The sequence below is a fragment of the Streptomyces sp. NPDC001530 genome, assembly GCF_042894545.1.
Taxonomy (GTDB): domain Bacteria; phylum Actinomycetota; class Actinomycetes; order Streptomycetales; family Streptomycetaceae; genus Streptomyces.
The window spans coordinates 1-24712 of sequence record NZ_JBIAVS010000044.1 but is presented as its reverse complement, the minus strand read 5'-3'; the positions used below and the strand labels follow the sequence as shown (position 1 = coordinate 24712).

18 protein-coding genes and 3 pseudogenes are annotated in these 24712 nt (G+C 69.2%); 13 read left to right on the top strand and 8 right to left on the bottom strand.

All coding sequences use genetic code 11. The features are described from left to right. Nucleotides 1–65: 65 nt before the first annotated feature. Both ACFY0T_RS47980 and ACFY0T_RS47975 read right to left on the bottom strand, forming a co-directional pair. On the bottom strand, nt 66–1064 hold the full coding sequence (locus tag ACFY0T_RS47980) for a TolB family protein (RefSeq protein ID WP_388884995.1): 999 nt from the start codon (nt 1062–1064) through the stop codon (nt 66–68). Further along, nucleotides 1061–2329, bottom strand: a complete 1269-nt coding sequence (locus ACFY0T_RS47975) for an MFS transporter (protein WP_388884993.1) — start codon at nt 2327–2329, stop codon at nt 1061–1063. Before ACFY0T_RS47975 ends, ACFY0T_RS47980 begins: the two co-directional genes overlap by 4 nt. Nucleotides 2330–2706: 377 nt before the next feature. Here ACFY0T_RS47975 and ACFY0T_RS47970 point away from each other — a divergent pair, with 377 nt between their 5' ends. From ACFY0T_RS47970 to ACFY0T_RS47960, 3 genes and pseudogenes are all read left to right on the top strand, one after another. Continuing rightward, nucleotides 2707–4068, top strand: coding sequence for a DNRLRE domain-containing protein (locus tag ACFY0T_RS47970; RefSeq protein WP_388884991.1), 1362 nt, complete (start codon nt 2707–2709; stop codon nt 4066–4068). Nucleotides 4069–4507: 439 nt separating this feature from the next. After that, nucleotides 4508–4867: pseudogene (locus ACFY0T_RS47965) on the top strand (transposase); the annotation flags it as partial. Nucleotides 4868–5007: 140 nt separating this feature from the next. Beyond that, nucleotides 5008–5310: a transposase gene (locus ACFY0T_RS47960; protein WP_388884989.1), complete on the top strand. Its 303-nt coding sequence runs from the start codon at nt 5008–5010 to the stop codon at nt 5308–5310. Between the two features lie 185 nt (nt 5311–5495). On the opposite strand, the gene ACFY0T_RS47955 is transcribed toward ACFY0T_RS47960, so the two are convergent. After that, on the bottom strand, nt 5496–7574 hold the full coding sequence (locus ACFY0T_RS47955) for a SpoIIE family protein phosphatase (RefSeq protein ID WP_388884987.1): 2079 nt from the start codon (nt 7572–7574) through the stop codon (nt 5496–5498). Nucleotides 7575–7825: 251 nt separating this feature from the next. Next, nucleotides 7826–8331, bottom strand: a pseudogene (locus ACFY0T_RS47950) (RNA-guided endonuclease InsQ/TnpB family protein); the annotation flags it as partial. Between the two features lie 860 nt (nt 8332–9191). On the opposite strand from ACFY0T_RS47950, the gene ACFY0T_RS47945 reads away from it, so the two are divergent. Together ACFY0T_RS47945 and ACFY0T_RS47940 are read left to right on the top strand one after the other, a co-directional pair. Next, complete coding sequence (locus tag ACFY0T_RS47945) at nt 9192–10673, top strand: site-specific integrase (protein ID WP_388884985.1); 1482 nt, start codon at nt 9192–9194, stop codon at nt 10671–10673. Beyond that, on the top strand, nt 10673–12424 hold the full coding sequence (locus ACFY0T_RS47940) for a hypothetical protein (protein ID WP_388884983.1): 1752 nt from the start codon (nt 10673–10675) through the stop codon (nt 12422–12424). The genes ACFY0T_RS47945 and ACFY0T_RS47940 overlap by 1 nt, the downstream gene beginning before the upstream one ends. 437 nt (nt 12425–12861) lie before the next feature. On the opposite strand, the gene ACFY0T_RS47935 is transcribed toward ACFY0T_RS47940, so the two are convergent. Further along, nucleotides 12862–13158 carry a hypothetical protein gene (locus ACFY0T_RS47935; protein ID WP_388884981.1) on the bottom strand — a complete coding sequence of 99 codons (297 nt, stop codon included), beginning with the start codon at nt 13156–13158 and terminating at the stop codon, nt 12862–12864. Between the two features lie 116 nt (nt 13159–13274). On the opposite strand from ACFY0T_RS47935, the gene ACFY0T_RS47930 reads away from it, so the two are divergent. Then, on the top strand, nt 13275–14390 hold the full coding sequence (locus ACFY0T_RS47930; RefSeq protein ID WP_388884979.1) for a hypothetical protein: 1116 nt from the start codon (nt 13275–13277) through the stop codon (nt 14388–14390). After that, nucleotides 14374–14880, top strand: a complete 507-nt coding sequence (locus ACFY0T_RS47925) for a hypothetical protein (RefSeq protein WP_388884978.1) — start codon at nt 14374–14376, stop codon at nt 14878–14880. The genes ACFY0T_RS47930 and ACFY0T_RS47925 overlap by 17 nt, the downstream gene beginning before the upstream one ends. Nucleotides 14881–15509: 629 nt before the next feature. Here ACFY0T_RS47925 and ACFY0T_RS47920 read toward each other — a convergent pair. After that, nucleotides 15510–16097 (bottom strand): TetR family transcriptional regulator, encoded by a 588-nt coding sequence (locus ACFY0T_RS47920; protein ID WP_388884976.1) that lies wholly within the window; start codon nt 16095–16097, stop codon nt 15510–15512. Nucleotides 16098–16236: 139 nt separating this feature from the next. Here ACFY0T_RS47920 and ACFY0T_RS47915 point away from each other — a divergent pair, with 139 nt between their 5' ends. The 5 genes from ACFY0T_RS47915 to ACFY0T_RS47895 all read left to right on the top strand — a co-directional run bounded on the left by ACFY0T_RS47915 (nt 16237) and on the right by ACFY0T_RS47895 (nt 21969). Beyond that, a complete protein-coding gene (locus tag ACFY0T_RS47915) occupies nt 16237–17160 on the top strand; it encodes an SDR family oxidoreductase (RefSeq protein ID WP_388884975.1) in 924 nt (307 codons plus the stop codon). 162 nt (nt 17161–17322) lie between these two features. Further along, on the top strand, nt 17323–18315 hold the full coding sequence (locus ACFY0T_RS47910; RefSeq protein ID WP_388884973.1) for an alpha/beta hydrolase fold domain-containing protein: 993 nt from the start codon (nt 17323–17325) through the stop codon (nt 18313–18315). Nucleotides 18316–18427: 112 nt separating this feature from the next. After that, a complete protein-coding gene (locus ACFY0T_RS47905) occupies nt 18428–19972 on the top strand; it encodes a Re/Si-specific NAD(P)(+) transhydrogenase subunit alpha (RefSeq protein WP_388884971.1) in 1545 nt (514 codons plus the stop codon). A 4-nt stretch (nt 19973–19976) separates the two neighbouring features. Then, nucleotides 19977–21437 carry a Re/Si-specific NAD(P)(+) transhydrogenase subunit beta gene (gene pntB / locus ACFY0T_RS47900; RefSeq protein ID WP_388884969.1) on the top strand — a complete coding sequence of 487 codons (1461 nt, stop codon included), beginning with the start codon at nt 19977–19979 and terminating at the stop codon, nt 21435–21437. 34 nt (nt 21438–21471) lie between these two features. Continuing rightward, nucleotides 21472–21969: a hypothetical protein gene (locus tag ACFY0T_RS47895; protein ID WP_388884967.1), complete on the top strand. Its 498-nt coding sequence runs from the start codon at nt 21472–21474 to the stop codon at nt 21967–21969. Between the two features lie 271 nt (nt 21970–22240). Here ACFY0T_RS47895 and ACFY0T_RS47890 read toward each other — a convergent pair. Then, nucleotides 22241–22567, bottom strand: a pseudogene (locus ACFY0T_RS47890) (hypothetical protein); the annotation flags it as partial. Nucleotides 22568–22688: 121 nt separating this feature from the next. Between ACFY0T_RS47890 and ACFY0T_RS47885 the strand changes: the two are divergent. Further along, nucleotides 22689–23321, top strand: a complete 633-nt coding sequence (locus ACFY0T_RS47885; protein ID WP_388884965.1) for a hypothetical protein — start codon at nt 22689–22691, stop codon at nt 23319–23321. Between the two features lie 5 nt (nt 23322–23326). Here the strand turns inward: ACFY0T_RS47885 and ACFY0T_RS47880 are convergent, their stop codons facing one another. Beyond that, the gene (locus ACFY0T_RS47880; RefSeq protein ID WP_388884963.1) at nt 23327–24553 is read right to left on the bottom strand and encodes an IS110 family transposase; all 1227 of its coding nucleotides are present in this window, start codon (nt 24551–24553) and stop codon (nt 23327–23329) included. Nucleotides 24554–24712: the final 159 nt, after the last annotated feature.

The window sequence follows — 24712 nt, the reverse complement described above, 5'->3', positions numbered from 1 at the left end:
ACGCTCGCTCCGCTCGGACAGCGGTGATGGTCCAAGCGGACCGTAGGGGATGTGGCTGACCTGGGTCAGCCCAGTGCAGCCGGGGACTCGGAGTCGGGTATCAGCAGGCGAGGTGTGCCGGAAGCGTCGGCCGGCACGGACCAGACGTCGGGGTCGCCGCTGCCGTCTCGCACCGTGTAGGCGAGCGTGGCGTTGTCGAGCCAGGCCGCCTGGTCGTCGATGCTGCGGGTCTCGGCGAGCGGCGTCACCCGCATCGAGGACAGTTCGAGCACGGACAGCCGCCAGCCGCGGGTGGGATCGGCGCCGATGGCCTCCTTGAACGCGATGCGGGTGCCGTCGGGTGACAGCGACGGGCACTCGACGTTCTCCTTGAGCGTGCGCACGGTTCTGGCGGCGAAGTCGCCCTCGACGAGGTATCGGTGGCCGCCCGTGGACATCGTCGCGTAGAACCGGTTGTCGTCGGCGGTGAAGGTGACGCCCCAGAAGTTCAGGTCGGCGGCCTGGTAGGGCCGGTCGTCCTTGGTCACCGCGTACTTCTCCAGTGTGCCGGCGAGCGCGCCGGTGCGGGTGTCGAGGATGCCGGTACGGGTGGAGAAGCCGCCGCTGGTGTAGGAGTCGCCGCCGACGAAGGTGGTCCACGCCACCATCCGGCCGCTGGCCGAGACTCGGGCTCGGTTGGGCAGTCCGGGGACCGGGATCGTCCGCTTCTCGTGAAGCTCCTGGTCGAGGACGACGACATGGTAGGACCACGGGGAGTCGGGACGGACGCAGACGCCGGTGCCTGCCGCGGCGTAGGCGCGGACGCACTCCAGCGGGGCGATGGTCCGCGGGCCGCGTGGGTGGTCCCGGGAGACGGTGGCGAGATGGCGGTCGCTGACCACCAGCAGTCGTGGGCCGGGAGTGAGCGTCGCGCGGTCCGCGGTGGCGGTGACCGGATCAGCGGTGTGGCCGGCGGTGGTGGTCCGGTCGGCGGCCAGCCGGATGTAGCCGATGGCGACGGCGGCGAGCACCGCGGTGGCGGCCACGACGATGGCGATCCGGGTCCGCTGGGTCAGGGTCCTCACCGGGATACCTCCTGAGTGACGGCAGTCGGTCGGCGAGCAAGCAGCACGGCGGTGGCGGTGATCGCCACCACGACGGCTGCGGCGGCCATCCGGCTGGCAGTGACCGGACCCCACGCCTGCCAGGCCATCCCGAACAGGACCGAGGAGACGAGGTAGGCCAGTGCCTGGCCGGTCTGCACGACGGCGATGCCGGTGGTGCGCAGCTGCTCGGGCAGCAGCGGGCCTGCCAGCGCCATGAGTACGCCGTCGGTGGCGGCGTAGAAGACGCCGTAGAGGCCGAGCGTCAGGACGATCAGCGGCCACCCGCCCAGTGGCCCGAACAGCAACAGATAGACGGCGATCAGCGCGGTGTAGCCGCCCAGCATCACCGGCAGCCTGCCGACCCGGTCGGCCAGGGCTCCGAGGGGAGCGGCGAGCAGCAGGTAGCCGAGGTTGGTGCCGACCGCGAGCAGCGGAAACCAGCCTGTGCTCAGCTCTTCGCGCCGCTGCAGGAGCAGGTAGACGAAGCCGTCGCCGACGGTGGCCAGTCCGAGCAGGCAGGCGGCGAGGACGAGGTTGCGGACCGGCGCGGACCGCAGCAGCGATACCACGCCGCGCGGTGAGAGGGTCCCGGCTGCGGGCTGCAGGTCGCGCCGGTCGCGGACGAACAGCACGAGCAGCACGACCCCGAGGACAGCAACGCAGAAGCTGGTGACGAAGACCGCGTCGAAGGACTGGCCGGCGGCGGCGAGCACCGCCAAGGCCAGCAGCGGGCCGAGGAAGGCGCCGAGGCTGTCCATCGCCCGGTGCACACCGAAGGCCCGGCCCAGGGTTTCCGGTGGCGTCGACAGCGTGATCAGTGCGTCCCGAGGTGCCGTGCGCAGCCCCTTTCCGGTCCGGTCGACCGCGATCACCAGCCCGACCGCGGCGGCCGAGCGGCCTGCCGCGAGCAAGCCGAGCTTGGCCACGGCCGACAGCGCGTAACCCATGCCTGCCACCGCCTTGCGGCTGCGTGTCCGGTCGGCGACGTAACCACCGACGATCCGCAGCAGCGCCGTGGCGCCGGTGTAGGTCCCGTCGATCACTCCGTAGGCCATCGGGCTCAGCTGGAGGCCGAGTATCAGGTAGAGGGGAAGGACCGCGGTGACCATCTCGGCGGAGATGTCGGTGACCAGGCTGACCGCGCCGAGGGCGAAGACGTTGACGCTGAGCGCGGGCAGCCGGCGCCTGCCCGATCCATCTGAGCCGACGGCCCCCTTGGACCAGCCGATTGTCGACAGGTACACGCGGTTGCGCACCTCCTGCGGCTTGCACTGGGCGAGCGGGTGGGGGCCGCCGCTGCGCCGGCGGACGCCCAGGGGGCGTTCGTCTGCAGCGGCACTCGATCGCGATGACGACGGCCCATCGTCCGGTGACCGCAGCGCGTTGACCACAGACGGCAGTCAGCGGAAAAGCATGCAGTCGATGAACAGGCCGTGGCGTACTCACGGGTCGTCAGAACACGTGAGCGGATGCGAAAAGACCTCACTCACAGCACGCACAACGTTCATCCAACCGTGTGGCGACGCCTCCGGTGGGCTCCGGTAGGTTCCCGACCGCCCTCCACAGCCTTCACACAGGAAGGGATCACCTGATGGGCCTCCGCCGCTTCCGGAGATCAGCGATGGCGGGAGGAGCAGTCGCGCTGACGGCCGCCGCCATCGCCGCCTTGCTCACCACCGCCCCCGTGGCCACCGCAGCCTCGAACACCTTCACCCCGGTCGCCGATACCTACGTGCAGGACAGCACCCCGTCCACCAACTACGGCACCTCGACCCAGTTCGTGGTCGACAACTCGCCGGTGCGCCAGTCGTTCCTGAAGTTCACCGTCAGCGGCCTCACCGAGCCGGTGACCAACGCCAAGCTGCGAATCCGCACGATCAGCGGCAACGGCGGCAGCAACAACGGCGGCACATTCAAGTCGATGACCAGCACCACCTGGTCGGAGACCGGCACCACCTGGAACAACAAGCCCGCCATCGACGGCGCCACCCTGGGCAGCCTTGGCTCGGTCACCAAGGACACCTGGTACGAGATCGACGTGACCTCGCTGGTGACCGGCAACGGCACCTTCAGCATGGGAGCGACCTCCGCCAGCGCCGACGGCGCCTACTACGACTCGCGGGAGAGCGGCGCCGACGCCCCGCAGCTGGTGATCACCACTGGCACCACCCCGCCGCCCACCACCCCGCCGCCCTCGGGCGATCCGGTGCTGGTCGGCGCCGGTGACATCTCCAACTCCGGCTCGGGCGACACCGCGACCGCCAACCTGCTGGACGGCATCCCCGGCACGGTGTTCACCGCGGGCGACAACGTCTACGACAGCGGCACGACCACGGAGTTCAACACCTACTACGACCCGACATGGGGTCGGCACAAGGCGCGCACCAAGCCCGCGCCGGGCAACCACGACTACAACACCCCCGGTGCCACCGGCTACTACGGCTACTTCGGGGCCAACGCCGGTCCCTCCGGGCGGGGCTACTACTCCTACGACCTCGGCAACTGGCACGTGGTCTCGCTGAACTCCGAGGTCAGCATGTCTGTCGGCTCGGCGCAGGAGCAGTGGCTGCGTTCTGACCTGGCAGCCAGCACCAAGGCGTGCACCTTTGCCTACTGGCACAAGCCGCGGTTCACCTCGGGCGCCAACCATGCGCCCGACACCTCGACCGGGCCGCTCGTCCAGGCGCTCTACGACAACAACGCCGAGCTGATCGTCGCCGGTCACAACCACCAGTACGAACGGTTCGCTCCCATGAACCCGAGCGGTCAGCTCGACACCGCCCGCGGCATCCGGCACTTCGTCGCCGGCATGGGCGGTGCCAGCCACTACAGCTTCGGCACCATCCAGCCCAATAGCGAAGCCCGCAATAGCGACACCTATGGCGTGCTCAAGTTCACCCTGCACGCCAACAGCTACGACTGGCAGTTCGTGCCCGAGGCGGGCAAGACCTACAGCGACAGCGGCACCACCAGCTGCCACTGAGTGAGCACGCCCTCGCACCACGCGGGGGCTGTCCGCGGCGAAGCCCCGGACAGCCCCCGTCGACTGCGCACCCCAGCGAGCGTCCCTCTGCGGGTGTCCGTCGTGGTACTGCACCAAGGCGGATGATCAACCTGGGTGATCAAGGCCATCAGCCAGCAGGCTCACACCTGCCCGGCCTCAAACCAGGGCCTCCTACCTGCGAATTCAGGGTGGAAACTCCTCAATGAGCCGGGGTTGCCGCCCTCGGACTGGCTCACTGATAGCGTGCCGCCGCCGACCGGCACCCGCGCGTTGTGGCTCGACACAGGCATGGACGTGACTGGGCTTCAAGTCAGGGTGCCCACCGCACTCCCTTCCCTGTCGCATCGAGTGCAAGGCGGGCAGCCCGTGATCCTGATCGGTATCGCCCCCCCACAAGTCCTCCTACACCGCTGTCGCCATCGACCCCGCGGGCCACCAGTGCGGCCAGCGCCGGTTCGTCGTCAACGCCGGCACCTTCCGCCAGCTGATGCGCTGGTGCGAGCAGTGGCCCGAACGCCGCTTCGCCATCGAAGGCGCCCGCGGCCTGGGCCGCACGCTCGCCCAGCAGCTGGCCGCCTCGGGCGAGAACGTGGTGGACGTGCCCTCCACGCTGTCGGCCCGGGCCCGACTGCTGGCCACCGGCGGCGACCGCAAGACCGACGCCGCCGACGCCCTCCACGTGGCCCAAGTCGTCCTCTTCCGCGACGACTTGCGGATCGTCGTGCCCGAGGACCAGACCACGATCCTGCGGCTGCTGACCGAGCGGCACGACGACCTGGTCCACGAGCGCACCCGCGTCCTGAACCGGCTCCACGCCGTCCTGCGTGACCTGCTGCCCGGCGGCGCCCCCTCCGGGCTGTCCGCCGACAAGGCCGCTGCCGCCATGAAGAGCATCCGCCTCATGACCGCCACGGACGCATGCCGCCGGGACATCGCCCGCGACCTGCTGGCCGACCTGCGCCGCCTGGACCGCCAGGTCAAGGACAACGAAGCCGAGATGCGCGACGCCCTCGCCGCTACAGGCACCACGCTGACGACCCTGCCGGGCCTGGGCACTGTGCTGGCCGCCAGGTCATCGGCCACGTCGGCGACATCAGCCGCTTCCCCACCGAGCACCACTTCGCCAGCTATACGGGCAGCGCGCCCTTGGACGCCTCCAACGGCAACAACGTCCGCCACCGGCTCAACACCGACGGCAACCGCAAGGTCATCGCCGACTAGGTGTGCCGTCTGCGGCTAGCGGCGCCACCGTCCCGGGTGAAGGTTCTGCGGGTCCATGACACCGTCTCCGATGCAGAGCGGTCTTCGACGGCTGAATGCCCGCTCCATCCACGGCTCGCGCGGTCAGGCTTCGCGGTTCCTCGGTTACAAAGCCACTCGACTCATGCGAACTGAGGCTGGCCGGGTCACGCCGTTGTCTTGCGGACACGCGCGACGAGGAGGGCGATGTCGTCGTCGGCAGAGGCCGGAACCAGGTGGGTGAGCAGGGTGTCGCACAGCCGGTCGAGGGAGGGTGGGGGCTGGCTGAGGAGGTGGGTGAGTTCGGCGAGGCGGTCGTCGATGTCGGTGCCGCGGGCTTCGACGAGGCCGTCGGTGTAGAGCAACAGGAGGCTGCCGGGTTCGAGGGTGGTGTCGGTGGTGGTGTAGCGGGTGTCGCCGACGCCCAGTGGGGTGGCGGCGGGCACCTCGAGGAGTCGTGCGGTGCCGTCGGGTGCGACGGCGGCGGGCGGGGGGTGCCCGGCGCGGGCGATGCAGCACCGTCCGGTCGCAGGGTCGACGACGGCGTAGAGGAAGGTGGCGAGCATCGGCTCGGGAAGATCCTGCAGGGCGGCCTCGAGATGGTGGAGGAGGTCTGGCGGGTCGAGGTTGAGGCGGGCGAGGGCCCTCACGCTGGCTGACAGACGGCCCATCACGGCTGCGGCCTGGGTGCCGTGTCCCATGACGTCGCCGATGACGAGTGCTGCCTTGCCGTTGTCGAGTGGGATGACGTCGTACCAGTCGCCGCCGACTTCGTTGACATCGCTGGCGGGTAGATAGCGGTGCGCGACTTCGATGCCGGGTGGCGGGGCGATGTGCTGGGGCAGCATGCCGCGCTGGAGGATGAGAGCGGTGTCGTGTTCGCGGTGGTAGAGCCTGGCGTTGTCCACGCACACCGCGGTACGAGAGGCAAGTTCGCAGGCGAGAGCGACATCGTCGTCGGTGAAGGGACCCAGGGGCCTGGTGCGGTAGCAGGTGGCCAGGCCCAGCACCATGCCGCGGGCCTGGAGCGGCAGCATCATGAACGAGTGCACGCCGAGCTTCAGCAGCTGCGCGGGGGCAGTGGTGTGGCGGGCGGCGGGGGCGATGGCCTTCGCGTCGAGGCGGGCGATGACGAAGGGGCGGCGCTCTGCGAGGGACTGCGTGTATGGGGCGGCGGCGGGGAAGGAGAGGGTGCGGCCGAGCGGGGCCAGGAGGTCGGTGACGGTCGAGCCGGTCAGCGGGGCTTTGCCCAGGCGCCGCAGGGCTGTACCGCCGACGAGTCCGGGACCGAGGTCGCCGCCGGCGGCGAGGCTGTCCAGGACGTCGACGGTCACGGCGTCGGCGAGGTCGGGAACGGCGACGTCGGCGAGTTCCTGCGCGGTGCGCTCCAGGTCGAGGCTGGTACCGATCTTGGAGGTGGCCGCATTGACCAGGGCCAGGCGGCGTCGGCCGGCTTCGGCTTCCAGCTGCGCCTGCTGCTGGTCGGTGATGTCGATCAGGGTGGCGGTCAGGCCGATGGGCCGGCCGTCGGGGTCCTCCAGGCGCACGTAGGAGCAGGACCACACGTGGTCATGGTCGGGGTCGGCCGGGGTGCGGCCGATGCGGCGTGAGTCCAGGACCGGCTGTCCGCTGTCCAGGACCTGGCGCATGCGGGCTTCCATCTCGGCCGCGTTCACGCCCGGCAGCAGTTCCACCAGGCGGCGCCCGGTGTGGGCGGCCTGGGAGAGGCCGTTCATGGCTTCCAGGGCGGGGTTGACTCGCAGGAAACGCAGCTGGGTGTCCAGGATCGCGATGCCGACCGGCGAGCGGGCGAACAGCCCGTCCCAGACCGAGGAGGAACCGCGGATAGTGCGAGCGGTCTGGGCATCAGCGGCAAACACCAGCACGGTGGTGCCACCCCGGGTCCGGGCCGGGACCGGGGTGGCCCAGAGCTCCAGCTCCAAGGGATGACCGGCGCGGTGCCAGACAGTCACGGTCCCCGTCACGCCGCGGCCGGTGACCGCCCTGTCCCACAGCGAGCGGCCCAGACTCCGATCCCCACCGGGATGCAGCAGGTCAGCGATATGGCGGCCCAGAACCTCCCGCGAGGCATAACCCAGCATCTCCTCAGCGGTGCCGTCCCAGCGCACGATCACCCCGGACGCGTCCGTGGCCAGGACCGCGATGGGCAGCGCTCCCAGCCAGCCGCCGGCATCCCGCGCGGCCCCGCTGGTCACTTCATCGAAGGAAGCTGGTTGCATCACCATGATTCCGCTTCCGTCCCGGCGGCCGGGATCGCCACCAGTATCGCCCCTGCAGTGTCGGCCTTCCTGTTTGAGTACGCGCTGCCCGTCCTCCGGACGTTCCCGGCATGGCCCGCTTCAGGTGAGTGCCGGTACCAAGGTTGCGAGGGTGGGACCGTCGGGGCGGACGGTGATGCCGTACACCGCCTTCGTGGGCGTGGATTGACATCCTCGCCCGCCTGAAGGAGGGCGATTCCCGCCTGTCGCGCCGTTGCCGGGCGCGGCTTCGGGTGGGTTCCTGCTTCACCGCGCTGGGCCGGTAGGGGTACCGGTCTTATCAGCGCTCCACAGGCTGTCACCGCCAGTCCGGCGGCCTTGGCGACGTTGACCGCCGCGTTGATGTCCAGATCGAGGACGGCCCCGCATGCCTGGCACTGCCAGGTGCGGACGTGCCGGGGCTTGGGCCGTCCTTGACGCCGCACACGGAGCAGACCTGGGAGGTCGGCTCGAAGCGTTGGATGCGGTGCAAGCAACGCCCGAACTTCGCAGCCTTGTATTCCAGCATCGCGACGAACGCGGACCATCCGGCGTCGTGCACGGACTTGGCCAGGCGCGTACGGGCGAGTCCCTTCACCGCCAGCGCCTCCACTGCGACCGCTTGGTTCTCGCGGATCAGCCGGGTGGAGAGCTGGTGGTGGAAGTCGTGCCGTGCGTCGGCCACCTGCGCGTGAGCGCGGGTGACTTTGATGCGGGCCCTGGTCCGGTTGTTGCTGCCCTTGGCCGGCGCTCCGACGCTTCGCGGGCAGCCCGGACGAACCGGACCTGGTCGTGGCGCCCGACCACCCCTGGGCCCCGCCCCCGGGCGAGACCGCCCGCACCGTCCGCGTCCGCCTCGCAGCTCACGGCCTGGCGGGGCCGGACACCGGAGCCCGTTCCGTCGGCGACTACTCCCTCGTCATCAACCAGCCGTTGCAGAGCACCGACGGGAACGGCGCGCAGATGGTCGAGCCCGAGGACTTCCGGTGGCTCGTCGGGCAGGGGGCGCGCCATCTGGCGATGGCTCTACGGGCCGCGCAGCGACTGCACGGACTGGCGCGGGAAGCTGCGGACCGCGCTGGAGTCGGGCGGCGGACCACTGCGTCCCCCCGAGGGCCGGGCGAGCGCCCTGCGCGACGCGCCGCCGCACGCCGTCCGCCGGCTCGACCTGACGCTGCGCGGCGCCCGGATCGAGCCGCGCCTCGACACCGGCCGGGTCCGCCTGCGCCCGATGACCGACGCCGACGTGCTGGCCCTCTCGTACGGCGAAGTGGTGAACGCTTCCCACCTCGACGTGTGGACCGGGCGGCCGGTGCCCGGCGGGCTCCTGTGCCCCGAGATGCGGGCGTGCCGGTGCAGCTCGGTGCGCTCAGGGCCAGGCGCACTCCGAAGGTGCCGTCGTCGAGGCGTTCGACGGAGTGGTGGGGGTGGGAGCGATTGATGTCGACGCCGAGGACGGGCACGCCGTGGCGGCGGGCGTCGGCGACGATGATGCGCTTGGGTTGTTCACGCTTATCTGTCGTGTCTCGTAAGACGGATCGAGCGACCCTTCGAACGCACTTGTCGGGTAGTCCGCGCTGTGTCCCGTCCGTACGGTCGGTGGGCATGGAGGTCGCGTTCTACTCAAGTGAAGGCTGGGAGTCCTGGGGACTGCCGACGAAGCCGGTGATCCCCGAAGGGATGGCCTTCCTCGTCGATGACGACCTGCTCTTCGAGGATGAGAACGGGCTGCGGGCGACCGCGGCCGCGAACGAGTGGCTTCGCCTGCGGCCGACGGAGAACTGCCCGGCGCCCTCGTCATGGGGTACGTACGCGCGGATCCTGCGGGACTGGTTCGTATCCGCCCAGCTGCATGGGGTGGAGATCTTCGACACCCGAGACCGGCTGAAGGCCCTGCTCAGCACGTATGCGGTGGACCGCGCCAGTGGAGATCTCAAGCAGCGACTGGGAGCGGTGACCTGGAACCAGCACATGAGCGTGCTGGGCAAGTTCTACCGGTGGGCGGTCGACGAGTCGTACGCCACGTCCGTGCCCTTCACCTATCAGCAGGCGGCGGTGGTCTACGCGGAGACCGTCCGCCAGATCATGGTGAACCAGGCGAGGCGGCGAGTCCCGCATGCCCACGTCACCATCAAGTACCTGGAGGACGACTTCGCCTCCATGCTCGTGAACGCCCTGGCCGGGCTGCGGCCGGACGGCAGCGAGGACGACAGCCCGAAGCGGTTCCGCGGGCGGAACCTGGCCCGCAACTCCTCAGTGGTCGACATGGTGCTGTCCTCAGGAACTCGCCTCCAGGAGTTCACCTACCTGCTGGCCTGCGAAGTCCCCCCGCTGCCGGTGGCTCCCAGGCTGATGCCGATCCCGTTCCCTGTCCCGGAGTCGATCACCAAGGGCAGCAAGTTCCGCGTGACGTGGGTGAGCTACACCTCGCTGGCCCGCGTTCACGCCTACATCTCTCTGGAGCGGATGCTGGCCTGCGAGGGATCTGCATGGCGGCCGCCGAGGCGGTGGGGCGAGCCGCTGTTCGTGACCGAGACGGACGGTCAGGGCGGCCGGGTCAACGGCAAGTGGATCAAGTGGAGTTCGCTGAAGCCGGCCCAGCGGCGATGGCTGGTGGCGCCGGACGGCGGATCCATGCTGCTGGCCGTGCGGTCGGATGGCGGCCCGTTTACCGCCTGGTCGAGCGTGTTCGAGCGGACCAGCCGCCGGATCGCCGAGCGCTACGAGCCGCGGTTCCCGCACGTTCATCCGCACCGTTGTCGCCACACGATGGCCATGGCCACCATGGAACGGCTGGTGGCCGGCTACTACGAGCAGGCAGCACGGCTGTCGGCGGCGGGCGGAGACGCGGATGATGCCCTGGCCCACTACCTGACCACGACGGAGCCGCTGCTGGTCCTGCGCGATTTGCTCGGGCACTCCTCGTCTCTGACCACGGAAAAGTACCTCCGGCGCCTGGACATGATGCGGATCTTCCGGGAGATCTACGAGGACGCCGGCCGCCGTTGGGGCCTGTTGGACCATGAGGCGGCACAGCGGGAGGCGGACACCGAGTTCGAAGACGAGGACGCCGGGATGCTGGTCTGATGCCGGGCCGTGTGATCGATGAACCGCTCGGGGTGTCCTGCGTGTTCATGGACGGCCGACGCGCCGAGTGCTTCTTGAACGAGGACCGGCTGCCCCAACTGGCCGGGCAGTTGATGCGGGCCCTGGCCGACCTCGTGAAGCCGCACGGCGATCTGGACTCGCCCGACTCGGTGCGGGGCTACCTGGTCAGCATCCGGTTCTTCCTGAGGGACCTGGACGAGCACGGTTTCGCCGGGACTGCCGCGGACCTGTCCCGGCCGGTGCTGGCCCGGGCGCTGCTGGCCTTGAAGCAGAGGCGCCACGAGTCGCCCATCCGCCTCCTGCTGCGGCGGCTGGACGACCTGGAGGGCGTGTTCCCGGCGGACGTCCGCCGGTTCGTGGACGGCCGCAACTTCCATGCCCGCCCCGTGGAGGATCGCCGCCCCCTGGTGCCCTACAGCGAACGGGAATGGGCGAACCTGATCTCGGTCTGCGAGGGGATCACGGACAGGGCCTACACGGCGTTCAAGGCCGCCCTACAGGAGGCCGAGCGGGGCCAGGACGTCACGGTCGGGGGCTGGAGCCGGGAGAACGTCCAGTGGATGCTGCGGCACCGCGGACCGGAGGGCACCCTGCCGCGGCGGGTCCGCGGCCAGTTCGCCGCGGTCCGCCAGCTCACGAAGGTCTATCCCGGCGACGGCAACGAGGCGGTGGCCGCGCTCTTCCCTGGGCCGGGCATTGTCTTCGCCTACCGCATCCTGTTCGGCACCCGCACGGGCATCGTCGCCGACGGCATCGCCGGCCTGGGACTCGGTGACATCGACTGGGCCGGAGACAAGACAGCCCTGGTCGACTACATCAAGGGCCGCACTGCCAAGGAGAGCCTGACGCTCTCCCGTTCGGCGGTTCGCCTGCTGGAACGGTGGCTCGAACATTCCTCGGTGCTGCGGCAGTTCGCCCCCGCCGACCTCAAGGGCCGCCTCTGGCTGCGGTTCAACCCGACCGGCACCTACAAGTGGTCGGCGGGCCGGTTCCCGAAGCCCGACGAGTCGAACTGGTACGAACGCAACGGCCTGGTCGACGCCGAAGGCAAGCCGTTCCTGGTCCACGGCCCGCGCATCCGCACCACCTTCGAGGCGTCGAAGGACCGGCGCGTCTGGCAGAGCACCTCCCGCGCGACGATCGACCCGAACCACACCCCGGCGGTCGAGGGCTCCCACTACGTGGCCCACCAGACACCGAAGCAGAAGGCGGCCACCGAGGCGATCATCGAGTCCGCACAGAGCGACCTGATCCGCCGGAGCCAGAACCCGCTGGTGATCAAAGACGATGACGACCTGGCGTCCTTCCTCGAAGGGTTCCCGGCCGAGGCCGCCCGGCTCGGCCTTGAGGACGCGGCCCTGGCCGAGCTGATCGGCGGCGAGCGCGACGTGTTCGCCGCCGCTTGCGGCGATCAGCTGTCGGGGCTGCACGGGCCCAGAGGCAAGCCTTGCCCGGCGAGGCCATGGGTCTGTCTGCTCTGCCCCTTACCCCTGTTCGCCCCACGTCACCTGCCCAACCTCATGCGGCTGAGGGCGCTTTTCGCCCGGCAGTGGCAGCAGACGCCCGCCGCGGCCTTCATGGCGATCTTCGGTCCCTATGCCCAGCGTCTGGACGACCTCCTCAGCCCGCAGTCCCAGTACTTCACCGCGGCGGCACTACAGGATGCCGCGGGCCAGGTCGCCGACACCGACAGCGAACTCCCGCTCCGTCCAGAGGAGTTGACCCAGTGACCGTTCTCGCTGAACGAGCCGAGAAGGTCGCTCGGCCTGGCGGGTCGGTGTTCGCCAGCGCGGCCGTCTGCGAAGTGATCCGTCTTCCCGTCCGGCTCGGCTGTCACAGCCCGGTCTTCGAGCAGAATGTCTGGGACCTGACGGTGGTCGACGGGATTCCCCGGTTCTTCAGCCCGTCCCGGCGGATCCTGGACTTCACCAAGATCCGAAACCCGCGGTGGTGGACGGTCGCGAAGGAGTACCTGTTGGCGCTGATGGCGCCGGAACACGAGCAGGTCTGTGTCCTTCCGGACGCCTATCGCCTGCCCAAGACCTTGCCCACCTGCCAGCAGCGGCTGGAGTGGCTGACCAGCTGGATGAACTGGCTCACCAAGCAGGGTGTGACCTCCCTGAGCGAGGTGACCCAGGGACACTGCGACCGGTTCCTGCAGCACCGCTCAACGATCTACGACCGGGACGGGAGTGTCCTGCGGGACGCGAGTGACGACACCCGCATGATGGCCGAGCTCATCCCACGCGAACTGGCCTACTACGGCGAGCTGTTCAGCGTCGACCGCTATCAGGACGGCTTTCGTCCCCGCGCGACGACGGTGGTCCGGACCGAAGGCAACACAGAGAACAAGACCCAGCCGGCCCGGGCCGAGCTCCAGCAGCCGCTGCTGGCTGCCGCCTTGTTCCTGGTCCAGAAAGTGGCCCCGCACCTGATCACCCTCCAGCGGGACGTCGACCGGCACCGGGCCAGCCCCAAGGTTCCGGCGATGCCGCTGGCCGAGCGGGAAGCAGCCTGGTCGAGACGCTGCAGCAGCACGCGAGGACCGGTGAACCCCTGGTCCAGACGGCTGCAGACACCTTGGACTACAAGATCACGAAGGGATGGGACCCGGCCCACCCGCTGTTCCACGTCAGCCTCAAGGCCCTGGTCAGGGAGAGCCGAACGGGCGGATCGGATCCCCGCCGTCACTGGGTGGAACCCGGCGGACGCTGGGAGCCCATCCTCCCCCTGCTCGAGCAGACCCTCGCCAAGGTCGGGATGGCCCCGTTCTGGGGGCGTCACGCCGGTGTCATCGACCGCGCGGACGGCGACGGGCAGGACCCTGGACTCTGCCGCTGTTCGCCGCGGACGTCCCGGCAACTCGCCGGTCCCGATGCGTCCCACCTGTTTCCACAGACCCTCGTCTTCCATGGCCGCTACGAACGGTTCCGGGAGTGGGTCAACGGCGAAGAAGGGGCCCGTCTCGGCCTCGCTCCGATTCCGCATGACCCGCTCAACCTGCGAATCCTGCGACGCACCCTGGCCGTCGAGATCGCCCACCGCCCCGACGGGCTTCTGGCCGCAAAGATCCAGCTCAAGCACCTTTCCGTGGTCACCACCGAGGGCTATGCGAACCGGCCTGGAGGAGCACAGGCCAAGTTCCTGGCCGAGGTCGGCGAGTCAGAACACAACCGCAACCTCACCCTGACCCTGCAGGCCTTCCGCGACTTCCAGGCAGGCCGCCAGCCAGCCGGCCCGGGCGCCCGTGACCTCGTGAGCTTCTTCAGGTCTGTCGAGAACGAACTCCTCCAGGACACCACCGCCCCGCAGATCAAGCACAGCGACCAGGAAGTGATCAACCTGCTGTCCCAGCGAGCCGGCACCCTGCACCTGGGCATCGCGAACTACTGCTGGTTCATCGACCCGGACAAGGCCCTCTGCCTCAAGCTCGGCCAGACCAAAGACCGCAGCCGTCCTCTGGCCGGGATGTGTGACTCCGCCCGATGCCCGCAGGCCACCCACCACCCCTGTCACCGGCCGGTCTGGGCGTCGGCCGCAGCCAGCAGCAGGGTCTTCATCGGCAAGATCGGCCGGTCCCGGAAGGCCGAGAAATCGCGACTCACGGCCGAGGCCGAGCGGGCCGAGCACGTTGTTGTCGCCATCGACGCTGCCCTGGCCGCCGCCACTGGAGGAGTGCATGGGCAGGATCAGTGACACCGAGCGGACTCGAAACGAGGAAGCGATCCGGGCCGCCATGGACCGGCTCCTTCGCGGCGAACTCCCACCCGGCGGCCGGTGCGACCTCAAGACCCTCGCAGCAGAGGCGGGAGTGACCCGCACCGGCTTCTACTCGAAGAAGGACCGCGACGGCAGCGTTCGCGAAGGGCCCTACCAGCACCTCGGCGACGAGTTCGTACGCCGTCTGGCGGCCCTCCGGGAGGCTGGGGAGGCGCCAGACCCCAGAGACGCCCAGATCGAGCGCCTGAAGGCCCAGAACTCCGAGCTGAAGGACCGTCTCGCCGACAGGGACGAGACCATCGAAGAGCTGACCGCGTTCAAGAAGCTCGCGCTGTCCCGCCTCGTTGCCCAGCACGAAGAGATCGCGCACCTGCGCAGCCCGCAGTCGTCCCCCGAGCTGTCTCCGCCCGCCAAGCTGACCACCGTCCCCCGGGCCAGGACCACCGTCATTGGCACCTGCAACTGACGGCCACTAGTGCTGCTCGACGAGGTACCGGCCAACGCGGAGACGTGGATGCAGGCCCGCACCTTCCGGCTGGCGGCACGTCCGAGGCGTTCGCGGAATCGTCGCGCACAGCGACCCCGAGCCCAGGACACGCCTCACCGCCCACGGCCCCGAGCTGATCTTTCCCGGCCACTACGGGACGATCTACCAGGCCAAAGGGATGGACTACCTGGGCAAGACACGCCCGCGGCGCTTGACCATGCTGCCCGACGGCTCGGTCCTCCACGACCGGGCGGCTCAGAAAATCCGCCGCCTGGAGCAGGGCCACGAGTGGAGCGCCGCCCAGCTCGTTGCGCTCGGCGCTCCGCGACCGCGGCCCGGCTGCGGCCCGGCCCTTTGGCTGCGCGAGGCCCTGGCGCGCGGTCGGCGCCCGCAACATCCAGTACCGCGGCGCGCACCGGTTCTGCGGACGGTTGAAGTGTGTTGCCGACTCTGCGTCGAGCTACCAGAGAGAGTGGGCGCCACGTTGCCGTGACGCCCACCTCGGATCAGCCGACGGGCAGGGTCCTGCCGCAGGCGGTGAACAAAGCCACCGCCCCTTGCTCAGGGTGCCCACCGCATTCATGCCACTCCCTCCTGGCCTGTGAAGCTCAAGTCGTCGGTCGCGGCGACATGCTCGGGGGCGCGGTGAGGTGCCTGGCGGCATCCAGGGTTTCCCGAATGCGCTGGGCGAGGGGGTGTCGGTCGGGGTCGTTGACCCAGCGTTCGAAGGCGACCTTGAACGCGGCGATCCCGATTTCGGCCGCGAGCGCTGCGGTGGTGGTCTCCAGACCGCGATCGCGCAGCGCGTGGGCGAGCGTGGAGGCGAGTGCGGCGAGTTTGGCCAGTTCGCGTTCCTGGAGTTCGGGGTTGGCGGCGATGACGGCCTGGCGTTGCCGTGCCAGGTCCCCGCGTTCTTCGAAGACGGGAGCGGCTTCGGTCAGGGCGTGGGTGATCACCTCGAGCGGCGGGAGCGAGGCGGGGGCGGTGGCCGTGGCGTTCGCGAGGATGTCGGCGAGGGGGTTGGCGAGGAAGAGGACTTCCCGTTTGTCGGCGAAGTGCCGGTAGAAGGTCCGTTCGGTGACGCCGGCGCGGGCGGCGATCTCCGCGACGGTGGTGGCGTCGAAGCCCTTGTGGTTGTAGAGCTCCAGCGCCGCCTTCTCCAGGCGGCCTCGTGCGTCGGGTTTCCATCGGCTCATGCTCCGATCCTACACCGCGATGACAGAAGCTGACATCAGAGTGATGACAGGGTCTGACATCGGTGCTACGGTGATGTCACGAACTGACATCAGGGCTCTCCGCCCCCGGTGGGGAACCCGCAGCAGGAAGGCACGCACCATGCGCGTATTCGTCACCGGAGCCTCCGGACACATCGGCTCCGCCGTCGTCCCCGAACTCCTCGAAGCCGGGCACCAGGTCGTCGGCCTGGCCCGTTCGGACAAGTCCGCCGCCGCGTTGACGGCTGCCGGTGCCCAGGTGCACCGAGGCGACCTCGACGATCTCGAGGGGCTCGCCGTGGCCGCCGCCGCGGCCGACGGCGTCGTCCACCTGGCCTTCAAGCACGACGCCATGTTCGCCGGCGACTTCGACGGTGCGGTCGCTGCGGATGTGCGCGCCATCGAGGCGCTCGGGGACGCGCTCGCCGGCACTGGCAAGCCTCTGGTGACCACGTCGGGAACAGTGCTGTTCGCCTTCGCGGGACTGCAGGACGCCCTCACCGAGGCCTACGCGCTCGAGGCGGGGCCGCGGATCGACGCCGAGAACGCGGTGGTCGCACTCGCCGAACGCGGCGTCCGCTCGTCCGTCGTCCGGCTCACTCCGACCGTGCACAGCACGCTCGACCACAACGGCTTCATCCCGACCTTCATCTCCATCGCCCGGTCGAAGGGCGTCTCCGCCTACGTCGGCGACGGGGCCAACCGCTGGCCCGCCGTGCACACGCTGGATGCGGCACGCCTGTACCGGCTGGCGCTGGAATCCGCGCCGGCGGGGTCACGGCTGCACGCCGTCGACGACGAGGGGATCACCTTCCGCCAGATCGCCGAGGGCATCGGTCGCGGGCTGAACCTGCCCGTGGTCAGCATCCCGCCGACCGAGGCCGAGGCCCACTTCGGCTTCCTGAGCGCCCACGCCCAGGCCGACAACCCGTCCTCGAGCACGCTGACCCAGGACCTCCTCGGCTGGAAGCCCGTCCAGCCCGGCCTCATCGACGACCTCGGCCAGGGCCACTACTTCGACGCCCCGGCCACCACCACACCCTGAACCCGCCCCATCTCCATCCCGCCCCATCCAGGCCCGGGGTGGCTGGTCCCCAGCCACCCCGGCCTGCTCGAAGACCTGGAGTGCGGCGACCACCTCGCCGCACCGACGGCCTGACCACCCTCCCGTGCCCCTGACGCAGACCCCACCCAGGAAGGAAGAACCATGCCCCGCTCCCGTCCCGCGATCGACAGCGAACTGGCCGCAGCACTCCAGGCCATGCCGATCGGCCCGAACGGCGTCTTCGACCTGACCGACATCCCCGCCACCCGCCAGGCCGTCCGCGCGCTCGCCGAATCCATCGCCGCCACCATCCCCGACGAGCCCACCGTCACCGCCCGCGAGATCCAGGTGCCGCGCGCCGAAGGCCCCGACGTCCCCATCGTCCTGCTGCGTCCGGAGAACGCGCCCGGACCGCTGCCGGTCCTCGTGTGGTTCCACGGCGGTGGGCAGGTGCTCGGCTTCGCCGCGCAGGACACACCCTGGCTCAAGCCGCTGTCCGCGGCACTCGGCTGCGCCATTGTCAGCGTCGACTACCGGCTGGCCCCGGAAACCCCCGCGCCCGGCGCCGCCGAGGACGGATACACGGCCTACCGGTGGATCAGCGACAACGCCACCGATCTCGGCCTCGACCCCACCCGGATCGGCCTGGCCGGCCAGAGCGGAGGCGGAGGCATCGCCGCCGCCACCGCCCTTCTGATCCGTGACCGCGGCGCGGCGACCCCCCTGTTCCAGCTGCTGATGTACCCCATGCTCGACGACCGCAACACCACCGACTCCAGCCGCGAGATCACCGACATCGGCATCTGGGACCGCTCGACCAACCTCTTGGCCTGGCAGGCGATCCTCGGGGACCGCGTCGGCACCGAGGACGTCACGTCCTACTCCGCCGCCTCCCGGGCGACCGACCTCGCCGGCCTGCCCCCGACCTTCATCGGCGTCGGTGAACTCGACCTCTTCCGCGACGAGAACCTCGACTACGCCGCGCGCCTGCGCGCCCACGGCGTCCCCGTCGAGCTGCACCTCTACCCCGGCGCCTACCACGCCTTCGACATGTTCGCCCCGCAGTCCCACCTCGCGGCGAGCTTCCACCACACCATGAACGACTACCTCGTCCGGCACTTCACGAAGGCCCCGGCAACGCCGACTGCTCAGTAACACGCAGGTCTCACAGCGGGCCTCCTGTGCGGAATCCCGACAGCGCCTCCGAGCCGATTGCCACACCGCGCTCGGCCCCGAGGCGCATCCGAAACGAAATTGGAGTACCCCCATGCGCATTGGAGTCCTTTGCGAGCCCGCAGGGGAAACGCGCGTCGCCGCGACACCGGCCACCGTCAAACAGCTCACAGGACTCGGGTACGACGTAGTGATCGAGTCGGGGGCCGGAGCACTCTCCGCCTTCGCCGATGAGTCGTACATGGAGGCCGGAGCGCGGATCGGCACGGGCGAGGAGGCGTGGGGCGCCGACATCGTCTTCCGGGTCAACGGCCCGTCGATGGACGAGGCGGGCAAGCCGAAGGACGGCGCCGCACTGGTCTCCACACTCGCGCCGGCCCTCAACCCCGAGCTGGTCGACGCACTCGCGGCGCGGCCGATCACGGTGCTGGCGATGGACGCGGTGCCGCGCATCAGCCGCGCCCAGTCGCTCGACGTGCTCTCCTCCATGGCCAACATCACCGGCTACCGCGCGGTGGTCGAGGCGGCCCACGAGTTCGGCCGCTTCTTCACCGGCCAGGTGACCGCCGCAGGCAAGGTACCGCCGGCGAAGGTGCTCGTCGCGGGCGCGGGTGTGGCCGGCCTGGCCGCGATCGGTGCGGCCTCGTCGCTGGGTGCGATCGTGCGCGCCACCGACCCGCGCCCGGAGGTGGCCGATCAGGTGAAGTCGCTGGGCGGCGAGTACCTCCCGGTAGTGGTCCAGGAGGAGACGCAACAGTCGTCCGACGGCTACGCGAAGGCCACTTCGGACCTCTACAACGAGGCCGCCGCGAAGCTCTACTCCGACCAGGCCGCGGACGTCGACATCGTCATCACCACCGCGCTGATCCCGGGGCGTCCGGCGCCGAGGCTGATCACGGCCGCCGACGTGGCGAGCATGAAGCCGGGCTCGGTGATCGTCGACATGGCCGCCGGTATGGGTGGCAACGTCGAGGGCAGTGTCCCCGGGCAGCGGGTTGTCACCGACAACGGCGTGATCATCCTCGGTTACACCGACCTCCCCGGCCGCCTGCCCACCCAGGCTTCGCAGCTTTACGGGACCAACCTGGTCAACCTGATGAAGCTGCTCACCCCGGGCAAGGACGGGAAGTTCGTACTCGACCTCGACGACGTCGTACAGCGCGGCATCACCGTGGTCAAGGACGGCGAGAAGCTGTGGCCACCGCCGCCCGCGCAGGTCTCGGCGGCGCCCGCTGTCGGCAACACGGGGCCGGCTGCCGACATACCCGCCAAGGAGGAGAAGGCGCCCATGAGCGCCGGCACCAAGCTCGGCCTGAGTCTGGCCGGCATCCTCGCCTTCGGCCTGATCGTCGCCTTCGCCCCGGCCCCGCTACCGCAGCACTTCACCGTGCTGATGCTCGCGATCGTCATCGGCTACTACGTGATCGGCAAGGTGCACCACGCGCTGCACACGCCGCTGATGAGCGTCACCAACGCCATTTCCGGCGTCGTCGTCGTGGGTGCGCTGCTGAAGGTGTGGTACCCCGACCACCTCATGCAGTTGCTCGGCGCCGTCGCCGTTCTGCTCGCCTCCATCAACATCTTCGGCGGCTTCGCGGTGACACGCCGCATGCTCGCCATGTTCAGCAGAGGGAACTGACGACATGAGCGTCTCCGACATAGCCACCGCGGCGTACGTCATCGCCGCGCTGCTCTTCATCCTCAGCCTCGCCGGACTGTCCAGGCACGAGAGCGCCAGGCAGGGCTGGACCTACGGCGTCGCCGGCATGGGCGTCGCCCTGGTCGCCACGATCGTCTACGTCATCAAGAACGGCCACGACCAGGCCGGCAGCGACAGCACGCCGGGCATCGTCCTGATGTTCGTCGCCGTCGTGGTCGGTGGTGCGATCGGCCTGTGGCGTGCCCGGATCGTCCAGATGACCGGCATGCCCGAGCTGATCGCCCTGCTGCACTCCTTCGTCGGTCTGGCCGCCGTACTGATCGGCTGGGTCGGCCACCGCGAAGGCCTGCTGTCCGGCCACCCGGTCGAGTCGCCGATCTCCCTGTGGAACATCCACAACGCCGAGATCGCCATCGGCATCTTCATCGGCGCGGTCACCTTCACCGGCTCGATCGTGGCCAACCTCAAGCTCTCGGCGAAGATCAAGAGCGCCCCGCTCATGCTGCCGGGCAAGAACCTCATCAACGTCGGCGCACTCGTCGCCTTCGCCGTGCTGACCGTGGTCTACATCGTCGTCTCCCACGACAGGACCGACAGCACGGGCACGATCGTCCTCGCCCTGATCACGCTGGTCGCCCTGGCGCTGGGCTGGCACCTGGTCGCCTCCATCGGCGGCGGCGACATGCCGGTCGTGGTCTCGATGCTCAACAGCTACTCCGGCTGGGCCGCGGCAGCCTCGGGCTTCCTGCTCAACAACGACCTGCTGATCGTCACCGGGGCGCTGGTCGGCTCCTCGGGCGCGTACCTGTCCTACATCATGTGCAAGGCGATGAACCGGTCCTTCACCTCGGTCATCACCGGCGGCTTCGGCATCGAGGCCAAGACCTCCGACGACACCGAGCACGGTGAGCACCGCGAGATCTCAACCGAGGAGACCGCCGAGCTGCTGGCCTCTGCGTCGAGCGTCGTCATCACGCCGGGCTACGGCATGGCTGTCGCCCAGGCGCAATACCCGGTCGCCGAGCTCACCCGCCTCCTGCGCGAACGCGGTGCCGACGTCCGCTTCGGGGTCCACCCCGTCGCCGGGCGGCTCCCCGGGCACATGAACGTGCTGCTGGCCGAGGCGAAGGTCCCCTACGACATCGTGCTGGAGATGGACGAGATCAACGACGACCTGGCCCAGACCGACGTCGTCCTGGTCATCGGCGCCAACGACACCGTCAACCCGGCCGCGGCCGAAGACCCCGGCAGCCCGATCGCCGGCATGCCGGTGCTCCGGGTCTGGGAGGCGAAGGACGTCGTCGTCTTCAAGCGCTCAATGGCCACCGGCTACGCCGGCGTGCAGAACCCGCTCTTCTTCCGGGACAACTCCCAGATGCTCTTCGGCGACGCCAAGACGAAGGTCGACGAGATAGTCGGAGCGCTCTCCCTGGCACGGGCCTAATGCCGGTGCCACTGAATGTTGAGATGCTGTCCTCGTGGTGAGCAAAGCAGGTGGCGTTGAAGGCCAGTCGGTTCATCCGGGCAAGTACGCACACGTGGAGCGGGAGAGGCGGTTCCTGCTAGCCAGGGCGCCGTCGCTGTCGACGGTGACCGTCTCCCGCCTGATCACTGACCGCTATCTGGTGGGAACCCGTCTGAGATTGCGACGGGCAGATTTCTCGGATGGTCGCTGCGAGATGAAGCTCACCCAGAAGGTTCCGGCATCTCTGCCCGGTGCCACTCAGGGCTTGATCACCAATACGTACTTGTCGCGGGCTGAGTACGACCTGCTCGCCTCCCTGCCGGCCCGGGTGTTGTCCAAGGCCCGTCTCAGCGTTCCTCCCCTGGGAGTTGACGTTTTCGACGCCCACTTGCAGGGCCTGGTGCTTGCGGAGGTGACCGACGACGCTCGCTTCACCGGAGGACGCCTCGTGCAGACTTCCCGCCAAGAACTGCTCGAATGGCTGGCCGAGTACGGCCTCCGCCCTGAGTGAGCCAACCGTTTCCCAAAGCTGTCCCAGGTGGCTGCAGGGGGCGGACACGCCGTGTCACGAACTCGCGGCCATCAAGGTTTCGATGGCACACCCTCAAGTTCGGTGACACGGGACCACAGGGACGCAAAGGGACACATGTTCCGGAAACCGACCGAGTTCTTCCCGATCGAGAGCGACATGGTCGGCTGAATCGCCGGGACACAGCCCGCAGCGTGATCTCGCCAGAACGAGACACGACCAGCGCGGGACACAGCAAGTGCGGAAACAACATCGGCCACATGCCGGGGTCGTGCTCGAGGAGGCCTGCGTACAGGGCGGCCGGGTGGTGGGCCTTGAGCCATGCCGACTGAAGGGCGGGGACGGCGAAGGCGACGGCGTGCGCTCTGCAGAAGCCGTACGCGCCGAAGGCCTCGATGGTCTCCCACACTCCGTTGAGCATGGCGGGGTCGTAGCCGCGGGCGGTCGCTTTGGCGTGGAACCACTCGCGGAGCTTGGGCAGGCGTTCGGCGTCGGCGAGGGCGCGGCGGGCGAGTTCGGCGAGTGCCCGGTCGCAGCCGGTCAGGACGCTGACCATGTCGATGATCTGTTCGTGCCAGACACCTCACGTTGCTACGCCGTCAAGCGGCATGGCTGTCGCGTTCGATAATTGTGTGGGCGAATCGGGCGTACTGCCAGAACGTCCGAGCTGTCAGCAGCAACGTGCTTCCCTGACTCCCGCCATGCCTGCGAAGATCGCCAGCATGCCCGCATCCAACGACAGCCCCTTCTCCGAGATTGGTGAACCCGCTCTGGCCGTGCGGGACCAGCGGGGCGGTCTTGTGGCCGTGGCAGGCAGGGGTGGGGACAACATCCCGGCCCCAGTAGCGGTCTATGACACGTCTGATCTGGGCTGCCGCTTCATCGTTCACTCACGGTTCCCGGTGCATGCGATGGCTTTCCATCCCGCCTTCCCGCTGCTCGCAGTGGGGACCGGCAGATACGACGGCGGCTACTTCTTCGAGGGCGAGCTACTGCTGCTGCATCTGGAGACTGGCGAGAGCCGATCACTCATCGAGCATGAGATCGGCCGACAGGTCCTGGGGCTGGAATGGCACGACGAAACAGCCCTGCAGGTCCTGATGGCACCGCCCGAAGACTGGCAGGACGAACGAGCTCGTGTAGAAGGTCATGTCGCGGTTGTGCGCCGAGCGGACTGGGCTGCCGTCCCGGCTCGTTCGCTCACCGGCCGGGATTTGGCCGGCCCGAGGGTGCCGGCTATGCGCCCCGACGGGCGCGAGGCCGCTCGCCATGTGCTTGCTGAAGTCAGTGCAGCCTGGCGCGTGCAAGGCGCCGATCGGCTCGAAGACCGGTGATCACATCAAGCCGCTTCGGCCAGCAAGGCGGGGAACGCGGTGTGTTCGTCGAACGACTTGCGATGCTGGAGGCAGTGGTAGAGCTGGCCGATCATGCGGTTGAAGAGGTGGCGCTGTGCGGCCGCATGCCAGTCGCCGCGCTCGCGTCGGCGCCGGTAGTGGGCGTCGGCTCCGGGTGAGTGCCGGAGGGCGGAGAAGGCCCGGAGGTAGCCGGCGTGGTTGAGCCGATCGTTCTTCACCCACCGCCGCGTGATGGCCGACTTCTTGCCTGAAGCCCTGGTGATGGGCGAGGAGCCTGCATATGCCTTGAGACCGCGGGCGTCGGCGAAGCGGGTGCGGTCGTCCCCGATCTCAGCCAGGATCCGGGCGGCGAGCTGGATGCCGAGCCCAGGGAAGCTCAGCAGGATCTCGGCGTCCGGGTGCTGAGGGAATGCTTCTTCTACCGCCTTTGCGAGGTCGTCGGCGGCGGTGCAGGCAGCTTCCAACTGAATGAGAAGGGCGAGCATCTGCTTGCCGAGTGCGTCCTCAACCAGAGGCGGCTGGTGAGCCCAGTCGGCGCGGAAGACGTCACGCAGCCGGTCCGCCTCCGCCGTGATGCCGCGCTTACGGCCGGCGCGCTTGAGAGCGGCCTGGAGCTGGGTGCGGGTCAGCCGCGCGGCCCGGGTAGGCGTCGGTGCGGCCTTGAGGAGTTCGCGAGCCTCAGGGCGACACAGGCCGTTCGTCCAGGTGGCGAAGGCCTCCAGGGCAGCCGGATAGTACTCACGCAGCAGGGAACGGAGCTGGTTGGCGATCTGCTGGCGGTTCCAGAGAGCGTCCTGCTGAGCGCGGGCAAGGACGGCAATGGCGCGACCGAGGTCGGAGTCGTTGGGCAGCGGCCGGTGGGCGTGCATGTCGGTGCGCAGGATGTTCGCCAGGACGAGGGCGTCGCCGGAATCGGACTTCTTGCGCGAGACGCTGTGCCGGTCTCGGTAGCGTGCTGCCGCCATCGGGTTCATCGCGAACACCTTTCGCTTCCCGGTCCGCAACACCGCGACCAGCAGTCCGCGCGAGGTCTCGATCGCCACGGGGATAGGGGCCTCCTCGGTGTCGCCGTGCTCGGCGAGTAACTCCAGTAGGAGCTGGTAGCCGGCGGCGTCATCAGTGATGTGACGCTTGGCCACCAGCGTCCCGGTGTCGTCGACCAGGGCGACGTCGTGGGATCGTTCCGCCCAGTCGATTCCGCAGTAGATCAAGGTTCCCTCCCCATTACTCAGGCGTTTACGCTGGTCACGAGCGCAGTGGGCCACGCGAGCGACCTACTGAGCTCGTCGGATTGTTGTCGGGTGGCGGGTGAGGGTGAGTCCGGTGCCGGCAAGACAGCCGTCGATGAGGTCGGGGCGTTGCTGGATGTG